This is a genomic window from Phytoactinopolyspora halotolerans (assembly GCF_010550675.1).
In the GTDB taxonomy this organism is placed as follows: Bacteria; Actinomycetota; Actinomycetes; order Jiangellales; family Jiangellaceae; genus Phytoactinopolyspora; species Phytoactinopolyspora halotolerans.
In genome coordinates this window covers 1-22844 of record NZ_JAAGOA010000022.1, presented here as the reverse complement: position 1 = coordinate 22844, position 22844 = coordinate 1, and the positions used below count along the sequence as shown (strand labels likewise).

Annotated in this window: 19 protein-coding genes and 1 pseudogene; 10 read left to right on the top strand and 10 right to left on the bottom strand. The window is 65.3% G+C overall.

Features of this window, described 5'->3' with window-relative positions:
- Positions 1–175: 175 nt before the first annotated feature.
- The gene (locus tag G1H10_RS24825; RefSeq protein WP_163743040.1) at positions 176–745 is read right to left on the bottom strand and encodes a TetR/AcrR family transcriptional regulator; all 570 of its coding nucleotides are present in this window, start codon (positions 743–745) and stop codon (positions 176–178) included.
- 71 nt (positions 746–816) lie between these two features.
- On the opposite strand from G1H10_RS24825, the gene G1H10_RS24820 reads away from it, so the two are divergent.
- Together G1H10_RS24820 and G1H10_RS24815 are read left to right on the top strand one after the other, a co-directional pair.
- Positions 817–1392 carry a dihydrofolate reductase family protein gene (locus G1H10_RS24820; protein WP_163743038.1) on the top strand — a complete coding sequence of 192 codons (576 nt, stop codon included), beginning with the start codon at positions 817–819 and terminating at the stop codon, positions 1390–1392.
- Positions 1393–1536: 144 nt separating this feature from the next.
- Complete coding sequence (locus G1H10_RS24815) at positions 1537–2154, top strand: RNA methyltransferase (protein ID WP_216853631.1); 618 nt, start codon at positions 1537–1539, stop codon at positions 2152–2154.
- Here G1H10_RS24815 and G1H10_RS24810 read toward each other — a convergent pair.
- The 7 genes from G1H10_RS24810 to G1H10_RS24780 form a co-directional block, all read right to left on the bottom strand.
- The gene (locus G1H10_RS24810) at positions 2138–2632 is read right to left on the bottom strand and encodes a GNAT family N-acetyltransferase (protein WP_216853630.1); all 495 of its coding nucleotides are present in this window, start codon (positions 2630–2632) and stop codon (positions 2138–2140) included. The genes G1H10_RS24815 and G1H10_RS24810 overlap by 17 nt on opposite strands.
- Before the next feature lie 70 nt (positions 2633–2702).
- Positions 2703–3398: a DUF4190 domain-containing protein gene (locus G1H10_RS24805; RefSeq protein ID WP_163743034.1), complete on the bottom strand. Its 696-nt coding sequence runs from the start codon at positions 3396–3398 to the stop codon at positions 2703–2705.
- Between the two features lie 37 nt (positions 3399–3435).
- Positions 3436–3840, bottom strand: a complete 405-nt coding sequence (locus G1H10_RS24800; RefSeq protein WP_163743033.1) for a YybH family protein — start codon at positions 3838–3840, stop codon at positions 3436–3438.
- Between the two features lie 73 nt (positions 3841–3913).
- Positions 3914–5422 (bottom strand): sulfatase family protein, encoded by a 1509-nt coding sequence (locus G1H10_RS24795; protein ID WP_163743179.1) that lies wholly within the window; start codon positions 5420–5422, stop codon positions 3914–3916.
- Positions 5423–5424: 2 nt separating this feature from the next.
- On the bottom strand, positions 5425–6303 hold the full coding sequence (locus G1H10_RS24790) for a carbohydrate ABC transporter permease (protein WP_163743031.1): 879 nt from the start codon (positions 6301–6303) through the stop codon (positions 5425–5427).
- Positions 6300–7253 carry a carbohydrate ABC transporter permease gene (locus G1H10_RS24785; protein WP_163743028.1) on the bottom strand — a complete coding sequence of 318 codons (954 nt, stop codon included), beginning with the start codon at positions 7251–7253 and terminating at the stop codon, positions 6300–6302. Before G1H10_RS24785 ends, G1H10_RS24790 begins: the two co-directional genes overlap by 4 nt.
- Positions 7253–8593: an ABC transporter substrate-binding protein gene (locus G1H10_RS24780; protein ID WP_163743027.1), complete on the bottom strand. Its 1341-nt coding sequence runs from the start codon at positions 8591–8593 to the stop codon at positions 7253–7255. Before G1H10_RS24780 ends, G1H10_RS24785 begins: the two co-directional genes overlap by 1 nt.
- A 202-nt stretch (positions 8594–8795) precedes the next feature.
- On the opposite strand from G1H10_RS24780, the gene G1H10_RS24775 reads away from it, so the two are divergent.
- Entirely contained in the window at positions 8796–9899 is a 1104-nt protein-coding gene (locus tag G1H10_RS24775) for a LacI family DNA-binding transcriptional regulator (RefSeq protein ID WP_163743025.1), read from the top strand.
- Between the two features lie 42 nt (positions 9900–9941).
- On the opposite strand, the gene G1H10_RS24770 is transcribed toward G1H10_RS24775, so the two are convergent.
- Positions 9942–11720 carry a hypothetical protein gene (locus G1H10_RS24770; RefSeq protein WP_163743023.1) on the bottom strand — a complete coding sequence of 593 codons (1779 nt, stop codon included), beginning with the start codon at positions 11718–11720 and terminating at the stop codon, positions 9942–9944.
- A 172-nt stretch (positions 11721–11892) separates the two neighbouring features.
- On the bottom strand, positions 11893–14136 hold the full coding sequence (locus G1H10_RS24765) for a hypothetical protein (RefSeq protein WP_163743021.1): 2244 nt from the start codon (positions 14134–14136) through the stop codon (positions 11893–11895).
- Positions 14137–14358: 222 nt separating this feature from the next.
- Between G1H10_RS24765 and G1H10_RS24760 the strand changes: the two genes are divergently transcribed.
- The 7 genes and pseudogenes from G1H10_RS24760 (at position 14359) to G1H10_RS24730 (ending at position 22610) form a co-directional block, all read left to right on the top strand.
- Positions 14359–15408, top strand: a complete 1050-nt coding sequence (locus tag G1H10_RS24760; RefSeq protein WP_163743019.1) for a LacI family DNA-binding transcriptional regulator — start codon at positions 14359–14361, stop codon at positions 15406–15408.
- Between the two features lie 142 nt (positions 15409–15550).
- The gene (locus tag G1H10_RS24755) at positions 15551–17794 is read left to right on the top strand and encodes an FAD-dependent oxidoreductase (protein ID WP_163743017.1); all 2244 of its coding nucleotides are present in this window, start codon (positions 15551–15553) and stop codon (positions 17792–17794) included.
- A gap of 244 nt (positions 17795–18038) precedes the next feature.
- Positions 18039–18788: a phosphatase PAP2 family protein gene (locus G1H10_RS24750; protein ID WP_163743015.1), complete on the top strand. Its 750-nt coding sequence runs from the start codon at positions 18039–18041 to the stop codon at positions 18786–18788.
- A 172-nt stretch (positions 18789–18960) separates the two neighbouring features.
- Positions 18961–21024, top strand: coding sequence for a glycoside hydrolase family 3 protein (locus tag G1H10_RS24745; protein WP_163743014.1), 2064 nt, complete (start codon positions 18961–18963; stop codon positions 21022–21024).
- A 78-nt stretch (positions 21025–21102) separates the two neighbouring features.
- Positions 21103–21876, top strand: a complete 774-nt coding sequence (locus tag G1H10_RS24740) for a glycoside hydrolase family 16 protein (protein ID WP_163743012.1) — start codon at positions 21103–21105, stop codon at positions 21874–21876.
- A 48-nt stretch (positions 21877–21924) separates the two neighbouring features.
- A pseudogene (locus G1H10_RS35145) lies at positions 21925–22017 on the top strand (LacI family DNA-binding transcriptional regulator); the annotation flags it as partial.
- 80 nt (positions 22018–22097) lie between these two features.
- The gene (locus G1H10_RS24730; protein ID WP_163743010.1) at positions 22098–22610 is read left to right on the top strand and encodes a DUF3800 domain-containing protein; all 513 of its coding nucleotides are present in this window, start codon (positions 22098–22100) and stop codon (positions 22608–22610) included.
- The last annotated feature ends 234 nt before the right edge of the window (positions 22611–22844 follow it).

Below are 22844 nucleotides of genomic sequence, written 5' to 3'. Positions count from 1 at the left end.
GATGTACGGCAGGGTCTGAGGTCCGCCACGCGCCGCTTGCTCGCGGGCCGGCCATCGTGGGTACAGACCCGGTGCGGCGGTGAAAGTCATCGCCCCGCCCGCGTCCCGGATTCGCCCTGGCACCCGCCGGCACTCGCCTCGGTCCTGGTCGGGCATCCGCCCTCGGAGATGCGCGTCAGCCGATGGTCCGGTCGACGGCAGCGGCGATGAGCTGGTGATTGTGTGTATCGGTGAACAGCTCGGGAAGCGTGAGACGCTCGAGGATGAGCCAGTTCAGAGCTAGGTAGAGCAGCCGGACCGAGGTCTCGTCGCCCGGAAGGCCGGAGTCGAGGTGGTTGCGCACGTTGAACGACAGGTCCGCACGGACCCGTTCGGTCAGCACCGCCTGCAGACGTGGCCGCCGGGTCGCTTCCAGCCGCAGTTCCAATAGGGCGAGAAACCCTGACCGGAAGGTCGCCACCCGGTCGACGGTCTCGGTCAGCAGGCGGGTGATCGTTTCTCGAGTCCGCGGTCCGTGGCCGAGTTCGGCCATGATGGCCTCATCGGGCTGTAGCCGCTCATAGAAGCGGTCGACCACCTGGGTGAGGAGCTCGTCGCGGTTGGCGAAATAGTTGGACGCCGTGCCGCCCGGCACCGAGGCTTCGCGATCGACCGCGCGAAAGGTCAACCCGCGCGCGCCGTCGCGAGCCAGCACTTCGATGGCCGCGTCGAGTAGCGCATGCCGTCGTTGAAGGTTCGTTCGCATCTAAACCACTCCAGATGTAGTACTATGCTATTACCACTACAGTTATAGTACTTAGATTCAGGGAGTGACGCATGCGAAAGCTCGTCTACTACGTCGGCGTTTCCCTCGATGGCTATATCGCCGGGCCTGACGGCGAGGTCGACTTCTTCCCGCTGGCCGATGACCTGGTCACATGGATCCGTACGCACTACCCCGAGACGATCCCCACCCATGTGCGATCGCTGGTGGGCATGACTCCCGACGAGCCGAACAGACGCTTCGGCGCACTCGTCATGGGTCGGGGCACATACCAGCCGGCTCTCGATATCGGGGTCATGAGCCCCTATGCGCATATGGAGCAATACGTGGTGTCGGGCACCCTGGGCCGGATCGATGACTCGTCAGTCGAGGTGGTGGAGCAGGACCCGGTCGGCTTGGTGCGCCGGCTGAAGCAGGAGGCGACCTCGGACATCTGGCTGTGTGGGGGTGGAACGCTGGCCGGCACGTTGTTCGATGAGATCGACGAGCTCATCCTCAAGAGCTATCCCGTCCTGGCGGGAGCCGGTGTGCCGGTTATCTCAGGCGATTTCCGTCCCGCCGCGTTCACGCCGACACAGCGCGAAGTGTTCAGCAATGGTACGCAGATCACGTGGTACCGCCGGGACTGACAAGGCAGGTCTTCGGCGCCGAATGCTGGGACTTTCGGCGCTACGACTGAAGGATCCTCGATTGCGATGCTGATGGCGTCCGATCGGGCCGTGACGGCCCGATCTGTGCCAGATGATGTGCGGGGCGGCCCGGAGGTGAGCCACGTGGATCTGGTCAGCGGATCGGCGCGTGCGCGCGTGCAGCTGTACTGGCTGCCGCTCGGGGCCGGGGGACGGTCGGTCCGGGTGAACGGTAAGGTCTTCGAAGCGCTGGCAGCATGGCGCGAGCATCGTCCCGCGCGAGATCTGTATCACGCGGCGCTCGAGGTGCGCGTCCATGATGAGCGGTATGTGATCGAGGTGGCACCCGCGTGGGGCAACGGCACGGGCGAACGTGGGGTCGCGCTCACGGGTCCAGTCGGCTGTGCCTGGCTTGGGCAATCGGTGTTGTTCCGCTATGAGGTGCGTTGCTGGCGTGACGGCGCTATACCGGATGTGGCTTATGCGGTGGGCGGTGCGCACGTCCTGAGCGAGGACGTGCGGCGCGCATCGGAGCTGCTCAGCCTGGTGCCACGGGCGCCACGACTGACGTGGGGCCGCGACGAGCTGGGAACCGGAGACATGTGGAACTCGAACTCGGTGGTCTCGTGGCTGCTGGTGTCCAGCGGGCACATGGTCGACACGCTCCGGCCACCGAGGAATGGCCGAGCACCGGGATGGAGCTCCGGGTTGATCCACGCGGCGCGGTGGCCGGCGACGGGCACGATCACCCCACGCGCTTGACGTACCGGTGAGCCGGCACGGTGATCGTTCCGGCAGCGGTCGGCACCTGATAGTCGAAGGGGCCGCCGTCGCTCCATCCTTGGCGCTCGTAGAACGCCCGGGCCCGTGCGTTGCCGGCGACGACGGCGAGCCATGCCCGGTCGTGGCCGTTGACGTTCACCAGCCGTTCCGCCTCGGCGAGCAGTGCACTCGCCACACCCGAACCACGGTGCCGGCGGGCAACGTAGACCTGCTCCACCTCGTCGTCGACCACCATGATGAAACCGGCCACCGCGCCGTCGATGACAGCGACGACCGTGTCGCCGACGCGTTCCGAGGCCCGGACATAGAACGACTCCTCGGTTCGGACGGCGGCGAGCTCGTCCGGCACGTTGCCGAGATGCCCGTCGGGCCAGCCCTCGTGCCAGATCCTGGCGACCGCCCCGGCGTCGTCGTCGGTGGCGGCACGGAAGAGGAGCGCATCGTCGTCGGCCTGCACCCGTCGAGTGTAATCCGCCGGCCGGTAAAGGAGATGAGGCGCTGCTCGCCGCGTTGAGCGACCGATCCGGCTACCGGTCTGCGTAGGAGCCGGTGACCGCCCCGTCCAGGGCATAGGCGATGCAGACGATCTCTCGGTCGCGGGGCCACATCGATTCGAGCGGATGCAGATGGAACAGGCCGACGCCGGGATCTTCGTATGCAGTCGAGGAGTACTCGATCAAGATCTCAGCACACCTGGAGTCTGCCTGCTCTCCGATCGCCTCCATGCCCGGCCACTCGCCTTCGGGCAGGTCGAAAACGCCGAAGACCTCGGCGACGTGTGGCTCGGAGCATGGCACGGCGGGCAGCCTGCTGATCTCGGCGGCTTCCTCCAGGTTCACGAAACAAACACCGACGTGGACCGACATCACCGACACGTCACCGCCATCGGTGATGGTCCCGTCGGAGTCACGCTCTGCCAGGTCGATGACCGTCAGCATGATCGCGGCGACGATGCCGACAGCCCAGGCGCCGGAGAGCACAAGGCCGGCGATCGCCATGCCGCGTCCGCGCTGCCTGCGCTGTCTGATGTGGACAAGCGCGGCGATTCCGAAGCCGGCGGCTGCCGTGAAGACACCGATGATCCCGAGGAGGAGCGAGGCGGTCGCGAAACCGTTCCGCGTACCGTCGGGTTCGCCGGCGTGTGGGTCGGAGCGGTCGGATGCTGACCAGTTGTGGGTCGGCGCATGGCGTTCGAATGACGGCTGCGCGTACGGATCGGCCACGGCCTGGGACTCTAGCAGGACCGGGTAGCCGTGGTGGTCACGCGTCGTTCGTCGCGTTCCTCGGCACGGTGATCGGTCGCGACGGCCAGAACGGCCACTCCTCGAAGGAGCGGCAGCGCCCGTCGTCGGCGAAGCGGATCACCCACAGATCGCGGTACTCGCGGTTCACCGGATCGCCGTAGATCACCTCGACGCGGACCACCGCGGTGTCACCGTCGACGGCCACGATGTCGCTGCTCATCTCGAACGCCTCGTCCGGACCCTCCCGTTCGTCATCCCACATCCGCGCGATGGCGGGTAGGCCGACGACGGGCTCGTGGTACGGCCCCTGGAGGTAGCTGGCGTCTTCGGTGAAGATCGACGCCAGCCCGTCCGTGCCAGGCGCCCGCCACGCACGCTCGTACGCCGTCACCCACGCCGCCACCGCCGTTCTGGTCACCATGGTGCCAGCGTGCCACGCGGCTTCCTTGAGAACCAGGCGTGGGTCGGCCTTGAGCACCGGGCATGCGTCGGCGTCACGCGCTGGCGATCCGCGGCATCCACATCGGTTCCTTGCCCAGCTCTGCCCAGGCGTACTCGAGCAGCAGGCGCGATTTCAGATCGGCGTGGTCCGGATCGTCCCAGAGGTTGTGCAACTCGCCCGGGTCCGCCTCCAGGTCGAACAGCTCGCCGTAGGTCTGGCGGTAATAGACGGTGAGCTTGTACCGCTCGCTGATGTAGGTGCGCAGGTTCACCCTCGTCGGCTCATGGTGGTGCTCGCAGATCGCATGGTCGCGGACGGCGTCGCGACGGCCCAGCCAGGTATCGCTCTGGTTGACGCCGGTCATCGTCGCCGGTGTGTCGAATCCGGCAAGGTCGAGGAAGGTCGGGGCGAGGTCTACCAGCGACTGGATGGCGGGCGATACCCGGCCCGCGGGTACCTTTCCGGGGTAGCGGACGAGCATCGGCACCCGGACCATGTCCTCGTACATGAAGGGACCCTTGTGCTGCAGCCCATGCTGTCCGAAGAAGTGGCCGTGGTCGGTGGAGAACACGACGATCGTGTTGTCGGCCACGCCGCGGCGGTCGAGCTCGTCCAGGATGGCGCCGATGTACGCGTCGGTGAAGCTCACCATGCCGTAGTAGGCCGCGACCAGCCGTCGTCGTTCGTCGTCGCCCAGCCGGTGCGAGCGCAGACCGTGGACGGCGAATCCGGACTCGTGCCAATCGGCGAAGTCCGGATCGTCCTGCTGCGTCAGGCCGAAGTGCGGCGGGTTCCGGTCGTGCTCACCGGGGACCGGTTCAGGGATGGTCAGGTCGTCCGGGTGATACATCGAGGCCCATGGTTCCGGCACCAGATAGGGCGGATGCGGATCGGGAAAACTCGCCCAGCAGAAGAACGGCTGGTCGTCGCGGACGGAGTCGGCGATGAACGACGACGCACGCTCGGCCAGCCAGGTGTTGTAATGCAGCTCCTCGGGGATGTCCCAGCGGAATCCATCGGGCTTGTCCATGGTCCCAGTAGGCGGCGAGAAGTAGCGGCGCCAGTCGGTGGCCCCTTGTTCCTCGAGCCACAGCGCGTAGTGCTGCCCCACGTGCGCCTCGTTGACGTGGTTGCGAAGCATCTCGACATGATCGAACCCGTAGTACAGGCCGTGGAACTTGCGCCAGAAATCGAGATCTTGAAGCGTCGGGTATGACTCGACGGAACGGTATTCGGCGGTGCTGTGCAAAGGCTGGAAATGCGCCTTTCCGATGAGGCCGGAGCGGTAACCGCCATCGGCGAGCAGTTGGCCGATCGTGGTCTCGGACTCCGGGAGCTTGGTACCCAGCGTCCATGCGCCATGCTGGCTGGGATATTTGCCTGTGATGATCGACGCCCGGGTGGGCGTACAGGTCGGATTGGGACAATAGGCCCGGCTGAAGGTGGTGCCTTCGGCGACGAGCCGGTCGAGACTAGGCGTGCGCAGCTCCGGGTTGAACGCTCCGATCGTGTTCCAGTGCTGCTGGTCGGTGGTGATCAGGAGGATGTTCGGTCGTTTCATGCTCACCCTTTGAGCGCTCCTTCCATCGTTCCGCGGCTGAACCAGCGCTGGAAGCCGATGTAGATGACGAGCGACGGGACGAACATCACCAGACCCGCGGCCGCGGCGACGTTGAACGTGTACGTCGGGTCCGAGCCGCTGGGCTGGAAGAACTGGATGCCGAGGGACATCGGGATCACGTTCTCGCCGGCGAAGGTGAAGGCGAACAGATACTCACCCCAGATGTGCACGAACGACAACATCGAAACGACCACCATGCCGCCCATCGCCAGCGGGATGTAGATCCGCCAGAGGATCTGCCAGCTGGACGCGCCGTCGACCCGGGCGGACTGCTCCAGTTCGATCGGGATCTGCTTGAACACGTTGCGCATGATGAACGTGCCGATCGCGAAGCCCCAGGCGGCGTACACCAGGGTCAACCCCAGCCGGGTGTCGAGCAGTTCCATCTCGAACAGCTGCACCCACAGCGAGGCCACCACGGTGGGATGCGGGATGAAGATCGTGGCCACGATCATCCAGAGCAGAACGTCGCGACCGGGAAAGCTCAGCCGGGCGAACGCGAACCCGGCGAGCGCGGATCCGACGGCGATGATGACGACGGCGCTGAACGTGATGATGATGCTATCCGTGTAGTAGGCGACCATGTCCGGCACCCGGTCGACCATCTCGGTGAAGTTGCTTAGCGTCAGGGAACTGGGCAGCAACTGGTACAGCTGGTCCTTCGGCCGGAACGCGACCGAGACGAACCAGGCGAACGGGGCGAGCAGGAACGCGGTCAGGACGATGAGCGTGGTGTGTTCGACGGGCTGCCGGTTGCGGCGTCGCGACTGCGCGCGCGCCACGTTCGGCCCCGGTCTGGTCATGGTGGGCGTGGCGGTCATGTCTGGTAACTCCGTAGACGTCGGCTTGCGAACCCGGCGGTCACCAAAGAGATCACTGCCAGCAGGACGAACCACGTGTCGGCGTACCCGATCCGGTCCTGGTTGTGGAACAGCTCGTAGGCTTCAAGGCCGTAGGTTCGGGTGGCATCCACCGGCCCGCCCTGGGTCATGAACAGCGGCTCGGTGACCAACTCCAGGGCACGCAGCCGGAGCACGAAGACGAGGAAGATGAACGGCATGAGCAGCGGAATGATGATCCGGACGACGATCTTCACCTCGCCGGCCCCGTCCGTCCGCGCGGCCTCGACATAGTCGCGCGGGATCGCCGCCAGACCGATCAGGAAGAAGATCACGGTCTCGCCGAGGAACCGCCAGCTGTTCATGATCGCGAGCGACGGTAGCGCCAGGTCCGGATCGCCCAGCCAGTTCGGCGAGCTGTCCGCGCCCACGGTATCGCTCAAGTGGGCGAACATCCCGAGCGTCGGATCGTAGATCCACAGCCACATCGAGAACACGATCGCTGCCGGCAACACGACGGGGAAGTAGAAGATCGTCCGGTACACCGACGGCGCGTATGTGGTGGCCAGCCGGTCGATCATGATGGCGATCACCAGCCCAGGCACCATCGAGCCCAGAACGTAGTAGAGGAAGAACTTCACCGACACCCAGAGGGTCTGCCAGGTCATCGGATCCTGGGCCCACTCGACGTAGTTGTCGACGCCGACGAACTCCTGGGTGTCGGCCAGGAAGGAATAGTCGAAGAACGTCAGGTAGACCGTCTGTGCCAGCGGGTAGAAGACGAAGACGCCCATGAGGACCACCACCGGCGCCACGAAGAGGTAGCCGGTGAGAGCCCGCTTGAACCTCCTCCCGGCGTCGGGTTTTCTCGCGCCGGACGTCGTCGTCACGGGTTTCATCGCGCCGCCGGGCGTCGTCGTTGCCGTGTCCATCACCATGCGTATGCCGAGAACGCGTCGATCAGCTTCTGCTGGGTGTCCTCGGGCGACTGGTCCTCGATGACCATCCGCTCCGCCTCGGTCTGGAACGTGTCCTTGACCACGGTCACGAACGAGTCGTTCAGGGGGAGCGGGGAACCTTCGAGCATCTGCTGGTACAACGGCTTCATCCAGTCGGGGAACCTGTCTTCGATGTCGTTCAGCGGCAAGAAGCGGCCGGCGTCCTCGATCGATTGCTGGATACCGTCGTCGCTCAGGAAGCCGTCGGTGACGAACTTGACCGCGAGCTCGGCGTTCTTGCTGTTGGCCGGGATCAGCGCGACGGTGGACCAGAACACGGTGCTGTTGCGCTGACCACCGAGGTTGCCGCTGAAACCGAGTTCGTCTTCGCCGAGGCCTGCCTCCTGGGCGCGGAGGTACTGGGGCTGCCAGTAGGTCTCCATCACGACCTTGCCGGCCTGGAACACCTCGGCCGAGGCGAGCTCCGTGGTGGAGTTGGGCGGGCTGGCCTGTCCCAGGTCCTTGAGCATCCGCAGAGCCTCGAGCGCGGCTGGGTCGGCGACGTTCGGGGTGCCGTTCTCCGCGTACGGCGTGTCGGTCATGGTGACCAGCATCGGCAGGAACATCCGGGTCACCCAGTTCCAGTCCGCACCGTAGGCGTACGTGTCCTTGGGAAGCTCCGGTGCGATCGACTGGGCCTGGGCGTGCAACTCCTCCCACGTCGCCGGCGGCTGGTCCAGGCCGACCTCGCTCATCAACGTCTTGTTGTAGAGGAAGCCCATGACGTCCTGCCAGAACGGGAAGCACCAGATGTTGCCGTCCGGTCCCGTCACCTCGCTGAGAATGGAGTCAGGCATCCGGGACAAGATGTCGTCGGGGATCAGATCTCCGATCGGTGCGATCACTTCCGCCTTGGCGAGCGGTGCCGCGAGGCTGAACGGCGTCGGACCGAGGAGTACGTCGAACGACGGTTCGTCCTTGCGGGACTCCAGGGTGAACTTCTGGATCAGCGCCTGCGGGTTGCCTTCGGCGGAGGCCAGCGGGGAGACGTCGACGCTCACGCCGGTGTTGTTCTCCTCGAACTGCGTGCCCAGGTCCGGAAGCCACGGCGCGACGTTCTCCATCCACGGTAGGTGGATGACGCGCAGCGTCGACGACGAGCCACCTGACCCGCCCGCGCTGGGGCCGTCGTCGCTGTCCTCCCCGCAGGCGCTGAGCATGCCCATGGCTGGGACGGAGAGACCGGCGGCAGCGCTGGCGCGCAGAAAGCGGCGCCGGCTCAGCGTCGTGTCGGCCGCGAATTCTGCTCGGGACGAACGATGGGTTGTGGTCATGGTGTCTCCACGGATGCGTTGGGGCTTGACTTCGGTGTCTGTGGTGGAGCGCGTCGATCCTTGCTAACAGCAGTGAGCACGAGTGTGCCAACTCCTGTTAGCATGTGTCAAGGTTCATGACAGGCAAAGGACGGTCGGCGGTGGTCCGCCGCGTTCCACGCGGGCGGCCGCACGTAAGGTGAGTTGCGAGGAGTGGTAGGTCGTGGCACGAGGTCAAGGCGTTTCGCGGGCAGATGTCGCCAGCGCGGCTGGTGTCTCGCCCACCACGGTCTCGCTCGTGCTCAACGGCCGTGCGGACGAGAAGCGAGTCTCGAAGGAGACACAGGAGCGGGTCCGCGACGCGGCGATGCGGTTGCGATACGTGCCGAACTCCGCGGCCCGCGCGATGGTCGGCAAACGGCATCTCACGGTCGGCGTGGTGACCCGGCAGCCGCCGAACACCCTGCATCTGCCGATCTTCGAGTACTTCGCGGTCGGCGCCGTCGAGGAGGCGGCGCGTCGCCAACACACGGTGAAGATACTGCCGCCGGTGACCGATCCGGACTCCTACGACGTCTACGGCGTGCTCCGCGATGCACACGTGGACGGCATCGTGGTGCACAACCTGGGGTGGCTGGCGCAGGCCGTCGCCGACTGGCGCATGCCGGTCGTCTACGCGGGGCCGGGGGAGGAACACGACGAACTCCCGGTAGACCGGATCGGAGTGGTGACGACCGACGAGCAGGGCGGGATGCGCTCCGCCGCGCGATATCTCGCGGATGACGGGCACCGGGCTGTGGGTGTGGTGGGCGGTGCCGTCCGCCCGCAGGGGCCTCCGGTCGGCCGTCTGCAGGCGTTCATCGACGAGTTCGCGCAGTGCAACGCGGGCGTCTCGCACTACATCGACCCCGGATTCTGGACGTGGTCTCCAGAGGACGGTTACCGCGCGACCAGGGAACTGATCGACGCTCACCCGGACATCACGGCGATGCAGGCCGGCACCGACTGGATGGCGATCGGTGCCATGCGTGCGCTGGTGGAGACCGGTCGCCGGATCCCCGACGATGTCGCGGTCGTGGGATTCGGCGATTTCCCGGTGAGCGCCTTTCTGAACCCGCCGTTGACCACGGTGACGTGGCCGCTCCGCGATCTGGGCGTCAAAGCCGTGGAGATGTTGCTGGCACAGCTCGAGGACGAACCCGCCGGTCTCGGTGCTGTGGTCCTGCCGACCGAACTGGTGGTCCGTGGTTCGACTGGATATGCCGAACATAGACGCGACCTCGATACCGCGAGACGCACCGTGGAGCCGGAACAGGTTTCGGATTGAGTCTCGCGGTATCGAGGTCGCCGACGTGGTGGGAGTAGTCGGTCAGTAGGGGTAATCCCGGAATACCTCACCGGGGTCCAGCAGAGTGCCCGTCTCGCAGACGTACTCGTCCTCGGGCGTCGTCTCGCACTCATAGATGCTGAGGAGGTCGTTGTCGGTGAAGTTGTATACGTATACCTCGCGCCAGTCGATGTCGGCGAGCTTCTCGTCGTACAGCGCCAGCATGAACCAGCGGAACAGCTGCAGGCGCTCCGGCTCGGTGACTGTCTCGAAGACCCCGTCGATCCTGTGCCTGTTGCGGAACCCGAACTCGCCGATCCAGAAGGGCTTCGGTGCGCCGATCTTGTCGACGACGGGGTCCATCACGTCGGCGATGTGATCCCGGATCGTGTCATACCCTCTTTCCGGGTCGAGGTCATAGGGCCGGTACGGATAGATGTGCGTGCCGATGAAGTCGGCGTCGGAGATGTGGTCGGGCCTGCCCGACTGGTTCGGGTGGGTGCCCTGAAGAAGCTGCACGAACAGTTGCGGCGCCATGTAGCTTCCGGCCCTGTCCCGAACGTGGCCGTGCGGAATGTCGGCGAAGCCGCCGGTGACGATCTTGACTTTGTCCTGCCCGAAGGCGGCGTCGGCCGCCTCCCTGGCGCGAGAGATCGCCTGCCCCCACTTGTCGATGCCGGTGCGGATCTGTTCATAGCCGGCGTCGCCCCATGGGGTGTCGTGGTCGAAGATCTTGCCGTCTGGAACGCCTGGTTGATCGCTCGTCACCTCTGGAAGATCCCCATTGAAGCCGATCCAGTTGAGCTCGTTTCCGATGACGAGCGCGTCCGGCACGCAACCGGCATTGTCGAGCACTTCCAGATAGCCGTCTATCTCGTTGCCCGCCTTATCTGTATCCGTGGTGTAGAGCGCCTTCTCGAACTTCGCCGGATCCAGATCGGAAAGCCGGTAGACAGGGTCGAAGTTCGTCCGCTGGGCCTTGGTTGTGCCGTCCGGGTAGTAGTCCTCGTTTGTGCTCAGCCCGAGCAGGAGGCTGACCTTCATGTCGTTGTCTTTCGCATGGCACACCTGTTCCGTGACGTCGCTGAGCCGGCCGGGACGGGGGAGCGCGAGGCGGACGCGGTTGATCCCGGCGGTGTCCATGGCATCGAGGACGTGCTGTTGCGACTCGACGCTCCGCTGGCCCCACCGGCTCAGGTGGCTCTGCGCGACGCCCATGCGCACGACGTTGGCGACCCTGACGTTGTCGAACTGCGCGCCGGTCTGCCAGGTCCCCAGCCCGATCTTGCCCTCCGCGAGCACGGAGCCGGGTCTGCCGTACGGGTCGTAGGCAGACAGCTTCTGGGCATGGTCGACGTGGACGGTGAAATGGTTGCCTCTGCCTTCGACGTCGATCTGGTAAGAGATCCCGTTCTCGATATTGACCGGCGCTTCCTGGATGGTCGTCAGGCTCCCGTTCACCCGGCGTCTCAGCTGTACCGAGGACTCTGAGAGGAAGACGAGGTAATGGTTGTCCTGGTCCTCGTACCGGAAGAACACCCGGACCGCGTCCCCGGGCTGAATGTCGGTCGGCGTGACCTGCACCTTCACATGAAAGGGTTGCCAAGGCGGGAGGTCGATCAAGCTGACGCCGGGGACGCCTGAGCCGGTGGCCGCCTGCTCATACACCGGATTCCCAGATGCGTCGCTGACGACCCGCCAGTGTCCTTCCACCGGGGCCCAGCCGTCGTCGCCGTCATCGAAATCATCGGCGAAGATCGCCGTCTGCGCGTGCGCGGTCTCGGTGGGAACGGGATAGAGACCGATGACGGTGACGGCCATCGTGATGATCAGGACAAACGTTCTCCTCGAAGTGATGATGTCGCGCATGTGCTGCTGCCTTCCGCTCTACGTCGTCGTAGGTGGATCCGGTGATGCATGCGGGCCGGGAGCCAGGGGGCAGATCCGGCGTCCCGGCCCGCAGGTGAAGCGATGAGGACGATGCCTCGCGTGATCAGTACGGGTACTCGGCGAAGACCTCGCCGACGGGGAGCAGCTTGCCGTCGTCGTAGGCGGCCCAGGGGCCGTCGTCGAAGGAGTACATCATGATGGTGCCGAAGTTCACGTCCGAGAGCGCCGGATCCTGCAAAGCTCGGACGAAGGTCCGGTACAGCTCGAGCCGCTGCTCCTCGGTGATCTGCTCGCCCTGCAGGGTGATCGCGTCTCGACGGTAGGCGCCGGCTTCGGCGATCAGGAACGTGTAGTCCGACCCGATGGCGGCGATGATCGGATCCATGATCTCGGTGACGAATTCCACGGTGGTCGCGTAGGCGGTGTCCGGATTAGTGTCGTACGACCGGCCACCGTTCTGGAACGGATACAGGTGGACGCCGATCTGGTCCATCGCCGACAGGTAGTCCGGAGCGTTCGCGGGCTGATCCCGGTGGGTGCCCTGCAGCAACGTCAGGAAGAGTTCCGGCCGCACGTGTACCCGGCCGTTCTCCATGATGCCGGCGGTGTCGGGATGGTTGACGCCGCCGGAGACCAGTTGCACGTCGCCGATCCGGTTGACCGAGTCGGTCACGTGCCGCGCCTGCGCGAGCAGCTGACCATACTTCTCGATGCCTTCGCGGACCTGGGCGAACTCCGGATCCGAGATATCGGTGTCCAGGTCGAAGATCTTGGGTCCGTCGACCTCCCGCAGGTCGCCGTTGAAGCCGAACCAGTTCATCTCGTTGCCGAAGCCGACTTCGGTGAGCTGCGCCCCGGAGTCGCGGAACTGCTTCAGGAACGTGCGGTATGCCCGGGCGAAGCGATGCGGGTCGATGTCGGAGAGGCGGTAGGCGCCCCATGCGATCGAGCCGAAGACCTTCTCCGTTCCCTTGGGGTAGTACTGCGGATCGCCGGTGAACGAGAAGCTCATCAAGACGTCCAGGTCGATCTCGTTCGCGTGCTTGACCCACTCGCTGACCAGCCGCAGGTACTTGTACCGCGTGTAGGTCAGTCGCGCGCGGTTCATCCCGTTGTCTTTCATCTCGTCGAGCAGCGCGAACTGGTCGAACTTGTCGTGCGTCTCGACGTCGTCGAAATGCACGTTCGTTCCACGGGTGCCGAGACCCACCCGGCCTTCGGTGAATGTCGAGTCACTGGCCGACAGGACAGCAGTATGGTCCAGGTAGACGTCGATGTCCGGGCCGTAGGCGTCGATGTCGACGTACAGAGGAGTCCCCGGCTCGATCTCGACGTCCTCGGGAAGGGGCGCCTCGGCGATGACCTCAGAGGCGTTGCTCACCTTTCTCTCCAGCGTGACGGTCGTCGAGTTGATGTGCACGGCGTAGTAGTTCCATCTGTTGACCAGGCGGAACATCACCGATGCGCGCTTGTCGCCGTCCAGTTCCTCGACCGGGATGACCGTCACCCGCGTTGTGGTGTCCGTCCGTATCGAGCTGTCCCAGGCGGACCAAGCGAGCGGGTCTCGGCCGTCCTCGTTCTCGCTCGCCTCGACGACGTTGTTGTCGTCTTGGCCGTTCTCGATCTCCCGCGGGACGAGCTCCCAGTCACCGATCCGCGTCCACCGGTTCATGTTGTTCTGGAAGGTGTCCACGAAGTACCGCTCGTACCACTGCAGGTTGGCGCGCATCACGCCGAGCTCGATCGGCTTGGAGACCCGGACGTCGTCGAAAGCGGCTGCGGCGTTCCACGTGCCGAGCCCGACGCGGCCGGCGTCCAGCGCGGAGTCCTGACTCGATACGACGAGGTTGTGGTTGACGTACACCTTGACGTAGTCGGAGCGGACCTCGATCTCGAGGAGAAGGCCGGGCGCGTCGACGAGGTCGATCGGTGCGCTCTCCAGCGTGCTCTGGACCCCGTCGACGGTCTTCGTCAGTTCGAGCTGGTCATCGCTCACCCTCGCGGCGTAGTAGTTGGATCCGTCCTGGTAACGGGCGATCAAGCCGGCCGCGCCGGCGCCGAGATCGCCCGGTGTGATCTCGGCGGCCAGGTTGTAGTCGCCCCAGCCGCCGTCACCGGCGACCGCATACGAGGCCTGATCCGGCCGGCTCTCGCCCTGCTGGTAGACCTTGCCCCCGGCACCATCGTCGACGACCGACCACGAGCCGTCCAGGGGAGTCCACCGTGTGGCATCACCCGCCTCGAAGTCGTCGTTGAAGTAGGTCGTCTGCGCCGACGCCGTCGGGGACGATACGACCGCGGTGAGTTGCGTGAAGCAGACCATCAGCACCGTGGCCAGAGCGAGCACGGCGGCGCTCCGATGAGTCGGAGTTCGCCCGGGTCGCCTCGCCGGCAGCCTCAATGTCGCCATACGAATAATCCCTTCCCTCGGTGTAAGCGCGAGGAGCGCGTAGTGAAACCAGCGGTTCCGGATGAGGATCGATCACGCGTGCTAACAGCTGTTAGCCTTGCAGTGTGCAGGTCCCTGCTAACATCCGTCAAGGGTTGCTCATGAAGGAGTTGCGGGGCCGTGCCTACTCGAGCTCGTGCCGTGTCGAGAGCGGATGTCGCCAAACTGGCTGGTGTGTCGCCGAGCGCTGTTTCGCTCGTGCTGAATGGCCGGGGCGACGAGTTACGGCTGTCGAAGGAAATCCAGGAGCGGATCCGCGACGCCGCCGCCACGCTGCGATATGTGCCGAACTCCGCGGCGCGCGCGATGGTGGGGCAGCGACACCTGACCGTCGGCGTCGTCACTACGCACCCGCCGTCCAAACTGCGGCTGCCCATCTTCGAGGACGTCATGGTGGGGGCGGTCGAAGGGGCGACACGACGCCAGCATACGGTGAAGTTCCTGCCACCGGTCTTGGAATCGCAGTCCTACGACGTGTTCGGCGTCCTGCGAGATGCTCAGGTGGACGGCGTCGTGGTGCATAACCTGGACTGGCTGGCGCGCGAGCTGGCTGATTGGCGGACGCCCGTTGTGCACATCGGCCTGGGCGTGCAGGCCGGCGATCTCCCGCTGGATCAGGTAGGGAGCATCAGCACGGATGAGTGCGGTGGGCTGCGCGAAGCTGCGAGACACTTGATCGACGGCGGACGTACCGAGGTGGTGATGGTGGCGGGCGCGACTGGAGGAGGCGAGCCGCTCCCCAGGCTGCGTGCGTTCGCCGACGAATTCACCTCCCGCGGGTTGTCGCCACCACGGCACATCGATCCCGGGCCATGGACCTGGAGTTCCCAGCATGGGTACCGGGCGACGATGGAAGCGCTCGACCGTTGGCCCGATGCCACCGCGGTGCATGCGGGTAACGACTGGATGGCGGTGGGTGCGATGCATGCCATCCACGAGTCCGGCCGGCGGATTCCCGATGACATCGCGTTGGTGGGGTTCGGCGACTTCCCCATGTGTGCGTATCTGACGCCGCCGCTCACCAGCGTGCGATGGCCGTTACACGAGGTAGGGGTGCGTGCCGTGACGATGCTCGTCGGGCAGATGAACGGCGAACGAGACGGAGTCGGCTCCGTGGAGCTGCCGACCGAACTCGTCGTCCGCCAATCCTCGGCTGGCGTGCCGGACTGACTCGTCTAGGGGTCGAGAGCGGTACGAGCGCCCACACATCGGCCCCTTGACGTGTGCTAACAGCTGTGGGCAGACTTGCGCTGACACCCGCTGGCTGAACGGACCGGCGGTCACGAGACTCGGGCGAGATGGAGCGGAAGTCGTGCGGGAACAACGGGTACATTCCGACGTCACGGTCGTCGGTGGCGGCTTGGCCGGCGTCTGCGCGGCAGTGGCCGCAGCGCGGCTCGGCAGGCGCGTGTGTTTGATCACGAACCGTCCGGTCCTGGGTGGCAACTCGTCCAGCGAAGTACGGGTGTGGGTGGTGGGAGCGACGGCACATGGCGTGCACAGGTTCGCCCGGGAGGGCGGAATCATGGGTGAGCTGTTCGTTGAGAACCAGTACCGCAACCCAGAAGGCAATCCATATCTGTGGGATGCGCTGATCCTTGACACGGTACGGGCGGAGTCGAATATCAGCCTGTTTCTGAATACCGATGTGCGTGAGGTCAGTGCGACCGGACCTCGGGGCCGTCGACGGATCGAGTCGGTGAGCGGCTGGACCATGGGCTCCGAATTGTCGACGCGATTCGAGAGCCCGATTTTCTTGGATTGCACGGGGGACGGACTGGTCGGCTATCTCGCAGGTGCGCAGTATCGGATCGGCCGCGAGGCACGCCACGAATTCGGGGAAGAGTGGGCGCCGGAGGTGGCCGACGATATTACGCTCGGCAGCACCCTGCTGTTCTACACGAAGGATGCCGGTGAGAACGTCGAGTACGTCCCGCCGTCGTTCGCCAAGGACATCACACAGACGTCCATCCCGGAGAAGCGGGTGATCCGATCCGGTGACAACGGCTGCGCGTACTGGTGGATCGAGTGGGGCGGGGAACTCGACACCGTGCACGAGAACGAACGCATACGTGACGAGCTATGGTCCGTCATCTACGGCATCTGGGACTACATTAAGAACTCGGGCAAATTCGATGCCGACACCATGACTTTGGAATGGGTCGGTTCCATTCCTGGAAAGCGTGAATATCGGCGGTTTGTCGGGGATCACATGCTCACCCAGAACGAGGTGCTCGACCAGGAGCTCTTCGATGACCGAGTAGCCTTCGGCGGATGGTCGATCGATTTACATCCACCCGAGGGAATGTACGCGGCCGATTCCGGCTCGAAGCACCTGCACATCGATGGCAGCTATCACATTCCGTACCGGTGCCTGTACTCGGTGAACGTGGAGAATCTGATGTTCGCCGGAAGGGACATCTCGGCCAGCCATGTGGCATTCGGCACCACGCGGGTGATGGCTACCTGCGCGACGGTTGGGGAAGCGACCGGTACTGCCGCGGCGCTCTGCGCCGACCGTGCATTCTCCCCGCGCGAACTCGGCCGGTCGCACACGACGCTCCTGCAGCAGACGTTGCTGAGGCAGGACGGATCGGTGCTAGGCATTCGGAACACCGATGAAGCGGATCTGGCACGTTCGGCGACGGTGACAGCATCCAGCACGCTCACCTCGATCGAGGTCGACCCGGGTGAGCTCCGGCACCGACTCCACTCCGATGCCGGGGTGGTGATCCCGGCGGATCCGGGGTTCGCCGGGCTGAGCATCGTGCTGGACGCAGACGCGGATTCGCAGCTGAATGTCGAGGTCTATGAGACGGGTCAGCCGCAGAACTACGTCCCGGCGACGCTCATGGGCGCGGTGGAGGTTCCGGTCGAACGCGGAAACGATCAACGTGTGGCCGTGCCGGTAGCGGTCCCTGATTCGGATCCGCGGAACGTCTTCGTCGTCGTCCGCGCCAACCCGGACGTCACATTGCACGCCGGCACGACGGCGCCGTACGGCGTGCTGAGCTTCACCCGGCAGCCGCTCCGTCGTCCCGCCGACCGGCCGCAACCGGTGCTGGAGTGGAGGCCACTTGCGTCGCAGCGGATGTGTTTGGCTGTTGCCGTCGAGGGTGCGACCGACGCATATGCCGCGGGCAAAGCGCTCAACGGATACACGCGGCCGTACGGTGGACCGAATCTGTGGGCATCCGGGCCGATGCTTCCCTACGCCGAGCAATGGCTGCAGTTGTCCTTCGATGACGAGGCCGACATCGCCGAGATCAGACTGACGTTCAACGACGATGTGAACGAGGATCTCATCAATCTGCACCACCACCGCACGGAGTTCCGCGCGCCGCCACAGCTGGTCCGCGACTACCGTCTCGAGGCGTGCGGCGGCGACGGCGCGTGGAAGGTCATCGCGAGGGTGCGCGCCAACCGCAGGCGTCACCGGATCCACCGGCTCGGAGAGGTTGTCCGCACCAGCGCCATCCGGGTGGTGGTAGAGACCACATGGGGCATCCCGCGGGCGGAGATCATCGAGATCCGGGCATATGCGGAGTCGCCGTGACGGATGGTCGGAAGCCGACGCGTGTGAAACACCGGCGAGGCGAGCCGCGCCTGACGACCCACGTACGACCTCGCACCCTCAATGCCTACGGAGCACATGCACTGGTTGTATCGTGAAGCAAGCCTCAAATCCCGACCGGCCGCCATCACGACGGCCGCATCTTGGCCTGGCGGAGGAATCGCCGACGGTGCACCGGTGTTGTGACGGGGTGGTCAGTGGTCGGTGGTTGCGTTCGGGAGGATAGGTGCATATCGGGGGAATCGCCTGGCAGCCAGGTGATCGAGCCCGGACGGTCTCCCGCGAGATCCTCATCGTGGCCACCGCGGTCTTTCTGTACTTCCTGGTTCGCGGCTTCATCGACGGCCGAGCCGACCTGGCATTCGACAACTCCGACCGCGTCATCGGCTTCGAACGAAGCATCGGACTCTTTGTGGAGCCGGACCTCCAGGCGCGCATCACCGATCACGGCTGGCTGGTCGATGTGCTCAACGGCATCTATATGTACGGCCATTGGCCGGTGGTGGTCGGAACGCTGATATGGATCCTGGCCTGGCACCGGCCGGCATTCCCGTTGTTCCGCAACGCGCTGCTGATCTCGGGCGCCATCGGATTGGTGATCTTCGCCTCGTTTCCGGTTGCACCGCCCCGCTTCCTTGCCGATCTCGGGTTCATCGATACCGTGACCGAGCACACCAACGCCTACCGGGTCCTGCAGCCGCCCGGGTTCACCAACCAGTACGCCGCGATGCCGAGCCTCCATCTGGGGTGGAATCTGCTTATGGGCATCGCATGGGCCACCCTCTCGACCAGTCGGTGGGGCAAGGTCTTCGGCATTGCCATGCCGGTCTTGATGTTCCTTGCGATCGTGCTGACCGCCAATCACTACATCGTCGACGGCATCGCAGGCGGTCTGCTGGCGTTGATCGGCCTCGTCGGGGCCAGCTGGCTGGTGCGGCGTAAGCCGGCGGTACAGGAGCCACCGCTCATCCCGTAGGCGCGCTCTCCGCGAGCATGACGGTGCGCCCGCGCGAGGTACCACCGTATAGATGCGAACGAGACAGAACGGACATCTTGACGTTGCTGAGACTCACGACGAGTATGGCGGGCGGAAACGCTAGGTCTTGGCCAAGCCAGCGCACGGATCGCTCCGATGTGGGGAGGGCACCATGCGATCCCGCTCGCTTATCGCATTCATCGGAACCGGAATGCTGACCTTGTCGCTGGTTTCGTCCGCCGACGGCTCGGCCGGCGATGTTCGTACCGGCTCAGACCGTCCGGCGGCCGGCACGGCGCGCGCGTCGTCGCCGGACTCGGGACGGCACGGTTCATCCGATCCTGCGTACCTGAACCCGACGCTGCCGGTCCACCGGCGCGTCGAGGATCTGCTCGGGCGTATGACGCTCGAAGAGAAGATCGGCCAGATGACGCAGGCCGAGCGCGGCGCCGTCGCCGACGACCCGTCGTTGGTCGCGGATTGGCAGCTCGGTTCGGTACTGTCCGGGGGCGGCTCGACGCCGACGCCCAACACCCCCGAGGCGTGGGTGGACATGGTCAACGAGTTCCAGGAACAGGCCCTGGGCACGCGGTTGGGCATCCCGATCATCTACGGCACCGACGCCGTGCACGGGCACGCCAACGTGTACGGCGCCACGGTGTTCCCGCACAACATCGGCCTCGGCGCGACCGGCGATCCCCGCCTGGCGAGGGCGATCGGGGAGGCCACCGCCGCGGAGATGCGTGCCACCGGCGTCCCGTGGAACTTCGGGCCGTGCCTATGCGTCGCCCGTGACGAACGCTGGGGACGGACGTACGAGAGTTTCAGCGAGGATCCAGACCTGGTCCGGCGGATGGCGACGATCGTCGACGGCCTGCAGGGCCACCGGCGCGGGCCGGTCCCGGACGACCGCGTCGTCGCGACCGCGAAGCATTACGCCGGCGACGGCGGCACCGAGTTCGACGAGGAGATCGCCGAAGAGAACGAGGATCTGCCGTGGGATGAGCGGGCGTTCACGATCGATCAGGGCATCACGGTGACCGACCGGGACGACTTCGAGGACATCCACCTGGCGCCATACCGTCCCGCCGTTCTGCGGCACAACGTGCGCACCGTCATGCCGTCGTTCTCCAGCGTGGACTGGACCGAGGACGGCGTCGGCAACCCGATCAGGATGCACGCCAATGCCGAGCTCATCACGGGTGTGCTCAAAGACGACTACCGTTTCCGTGGGTTCGTCCTCTCGGACTGGGAGGGCATCCACCAGATCCCGGATCCGGACAATCCCGACGACGACGGCCTCACGCCGTACAAGGTGCGTACCGCCGTCAACGCGGGCATCGACATGTTCATGGAGCCCTTCAGCGCCGAGGAGTTCCAGGATCTGCTGCTCGCGGAGGTCGACGCCGGTCGGGTGAGCATGGAGCGCATCGATGATGCGGTGTCGCGAATCCTGCGTGTCAAATTCCAGCTCGGGCTGTTCGAGCAGCCCTACGCCACGAAGGACCATGTGGACGAGGTCGGAAGCGCGGAGCATCGGGCACTGGCCAGGCGCGCGGTCGCGGACTCGCAGGTCCTGCTGAAGAACGACGACGACGTGCTGCCGCTGGACCGCGACGGCGACATCTACGTCGCCGGCCGCAACGCCGACGACATCGGCAACCAGGCCGGCGGCTGGACGATCACCTGGCAGGGGCAGTCGGGCGACGTCATCCCCGGTACCACGATCCTCGAAGGCATCCAGGAGGTGGCACCGGATGCCGACGTCACATTCAGTGAGGACGCCTCGGCGCCGGTCGGTGACGCGGACGTCGGCATCGTCGTCGTCGGGGAGACTCCGTACGCCGAGGGCTACGGCGACGTCGGCGGGCCGGTGTGCACCTGGTGCACGCATGAACAGCAGGAAGAGAAGACTCTGACGTTGCAACCGGGGGACCGGGAAGTCATCGACGCGGTGTGCGCTGAGGTCGAGTCGTGTGTGGTGCTGATCGTCTCCGGCCGTCCGCAGATCGTCACCGATCAGCTCGGCTCCATGGATGCGCTGGTGGCGTCGTGGCTTCCGGGCAGCGAGGGTGCCGGCGTGGCCGACGTCCTCTTCGGCGAGCGACCGTTCACCGGGACGTTGCCGATGACCTGGCCGCGGAGCGAGGAGCAGGTACCGATCAACGTCGGCGACGAGGACTATGAGCCGCTCTTCCCGTACGGGCACGGCTTGCGAACCAAAGGTCATCGCTGAGCTGAACCGATCAGTACCGTCGCAGGGGTGGTGCGATATCAGTGGTGCGCATCGGGCCGCGGACGGATGATGGGATCCATGTCCGATCGACCCGATGCGCGCCGGCTGGTCTTCGAGGATGATTTCGACGGGCCAGATCTCGACCGCACCGTGTGGCTGCCGCATTACCTACCTGCGTGGAGTTCCCTGGCGGAGAGCGCGGCCACGTACGCCGTCCGCGACTCCTGTCTGTATCTGACCATCCCACCCGAACAGGGTCTGTGGTGCGCCGGAGATCATTCGCCCCCGCTGCGGGTGTCCGGTGTCCAGTCCGGCAACTTCTCCGGGCCGGTCGGCAGCACTGTCGGCCAGCAGCCCTATCGCCAAGGCGTCAGGGTGCGCGAGGAACAAGAGACGTTCTGGGGCTGGACACCGGAGTACGGATATCTCGAGATTCGGGCCCGCGGCGTGGTCACCCCGCGGGCCATGGTGGCGTGCTGGATGGTCGGATTGGAGGACATACCGGAGCGCTCCGCGGAGATCTGCCTGATGGAGGTCTTCGGCAATGCGGTCGTGCCCGGTGTTTCTGCCGCCGTAGGCATGGGCCTGCACCCTTTTCGTGATCCCGCCGTGGCTGAGGACTTCCAAGCCGTGCGGTTGCCCATCGATGTCACGGCCTTTCATACGTACGCCGTGGATTGGACACCGGACAGCGCCGAGATCTTCATCGATGGCGCTCTGGTCCGGCGTTGCGCGGGGCCGCCGACCTATCCGATGCAGATGATGCTCGCAGTCTTCGACTTCCCGTCTGGCCCTCCAGGCGACGAGGTACCGTCGCTCGTGGTGGACTGGGTGCGCGGATACGAGCGCTGACAGCCGGCGTGCTGCACACCTGGTGGGGAGACGCCACGACCATCCACACGCGCCCCTGCCGACACCGACGTCGCCAAGCTCGCCGGCGTGTCGGTGCCGACCGTATCGCGCGTGCTCACCCTCGAAGCCGGGACGAACGAGATCGCGTTGTACAACGACCCGGCCAACGGCACCACTGCACCGGACTGCCCGGAGTCGTGCATGCCAGAGCTGGACAGTGAGTGAGCACCGTACCTCGACAAGGTCGAGAACGCACCCATCCGCGTCGACTGACAGCAGGCTTTCTGTCTACGTTAGAGCGCTGTGGGTCACGTGGCGTCGACGTGGTGCGGCTTAGGGCTCGCTATCGCGAGGCTGCCAGACCACACGGGGTCGTGCTCCAACACGTCATGGAGAGAGTGGATGCGCATGCGCGCACATTCGATCCGAAACAGCGCGTGCTGCTCATCGCCGACGAGATCGACGGGCAGGAGACCTATCGTCAGAACCTGTGGGATTACCGCCGTGCGGGCACTCCAGGTTACCGATCCAGCAAGCTCGAACAGATCGTCGACACCATCTACTTTGCGCCGTCGCGTGCGAGCCGATTGATCCAGGCCGTTGATCTTGTTGCCTACATGCATCACAGGCGTATGAGCGTAACTGAGCTAGATCGCCGCGCCGACCTGGCCAACCGGCAGATCTGGAGCAGAGTCTCGAAAAGAGTCGTCCACGAGTGGGAATGGGTACCGTAGACGCACGAACGCCCCGCACATGGCGGGGCGTAAGGCTGGGCGGGAGGCCCTCAAGAGGTTGAGGACGAGTCACCGCAGTTATGACGATAGCGACTTCGCGGTACCGCGTGCAACTTTCGCGGGCAACTTGACGTGACGCACCAAGCGTCACGACCAGTCGCTACCACGCAAAGCAGCCGCACGTCTGCTGTGGCTGTCGGGCGGTGCGCATCCGTTCTGGATTGCGGGCGCACG

Excerpts from the sequence above, each read along its gene's own strand:
- G1H10_RS24825 (WP_163743040.1), bottom strand. The coding sequence starts at position 745 with ATGCGAACGAACCTTCAACGACGGCATGCGCTACTCGACGCGGCCATC.
- G1H10_RS24820 (WP_163743038.1), top strand. The coding sequence starts at position 817 with ATGCGAAAGCTCGTCTACTACGTCGGCGTTTCCCTCGATGGCTATATC.
- G1H10_RS24800 (WP_163743033.1), bottom strand. The coding sequence starts at position 3,840 with ATGGTGACCAGAACGGCGGTGGCGGCGTGGGTGACGGCGTACGAGCGT.
- G1H10_RS24795 (WP_163743179.1), bottom strand. The coding sequence starts at position 5,422 with ATGAAACGACCGAACATCCTCCTGATCACCACCGACCAGCAGCACTGG.
- G1H10_RS24790 (WP_163743031.1), bottom strand. The coding sequence starts at position 6,303 with ATGACCGCCACGCCCACCATGACCAGACCGGGGCCGAACGTGGCGCGC.
- G1H10_RS24785 (WP_163743028.1), bottom strand. The coding sequence starts at position 7,253 with ATGGACACGGCAACGACGACGCCCGGCGGCGCGATGAAACCCGTGACG.
- G1H10_RS24780 (WP_163743027.1), bottom strand. The coding sequence starts at position 8,593 with ATGACCACAACCCATCGTTCGTCCCGAGCAGAATTCGCGGCCGACACG.
- G1H10_RS24770 (WP_163743023.1), bottom strand. The coding sequence starts at position 11,720 with ATGGCCGTCACCGTCATCGGTCTCTATCCCGTTCCCACCGAGACCGCG.
- G1H10_RS24745 (WP_163743014.1), top strand. The coding sequence starts at position 18,961 with ATGCGATCCCGCTCGCTTATCGCATTCATCGGAACCGGAATGCTGACC.
- G1H10_RS24740 (WP_163743012.1), top strand. The coding sequence starts at position 21,103 with ATGTCCGATCGACCCGATGCGCGCCGGCTGGTCTTCGAGGATGATTTC.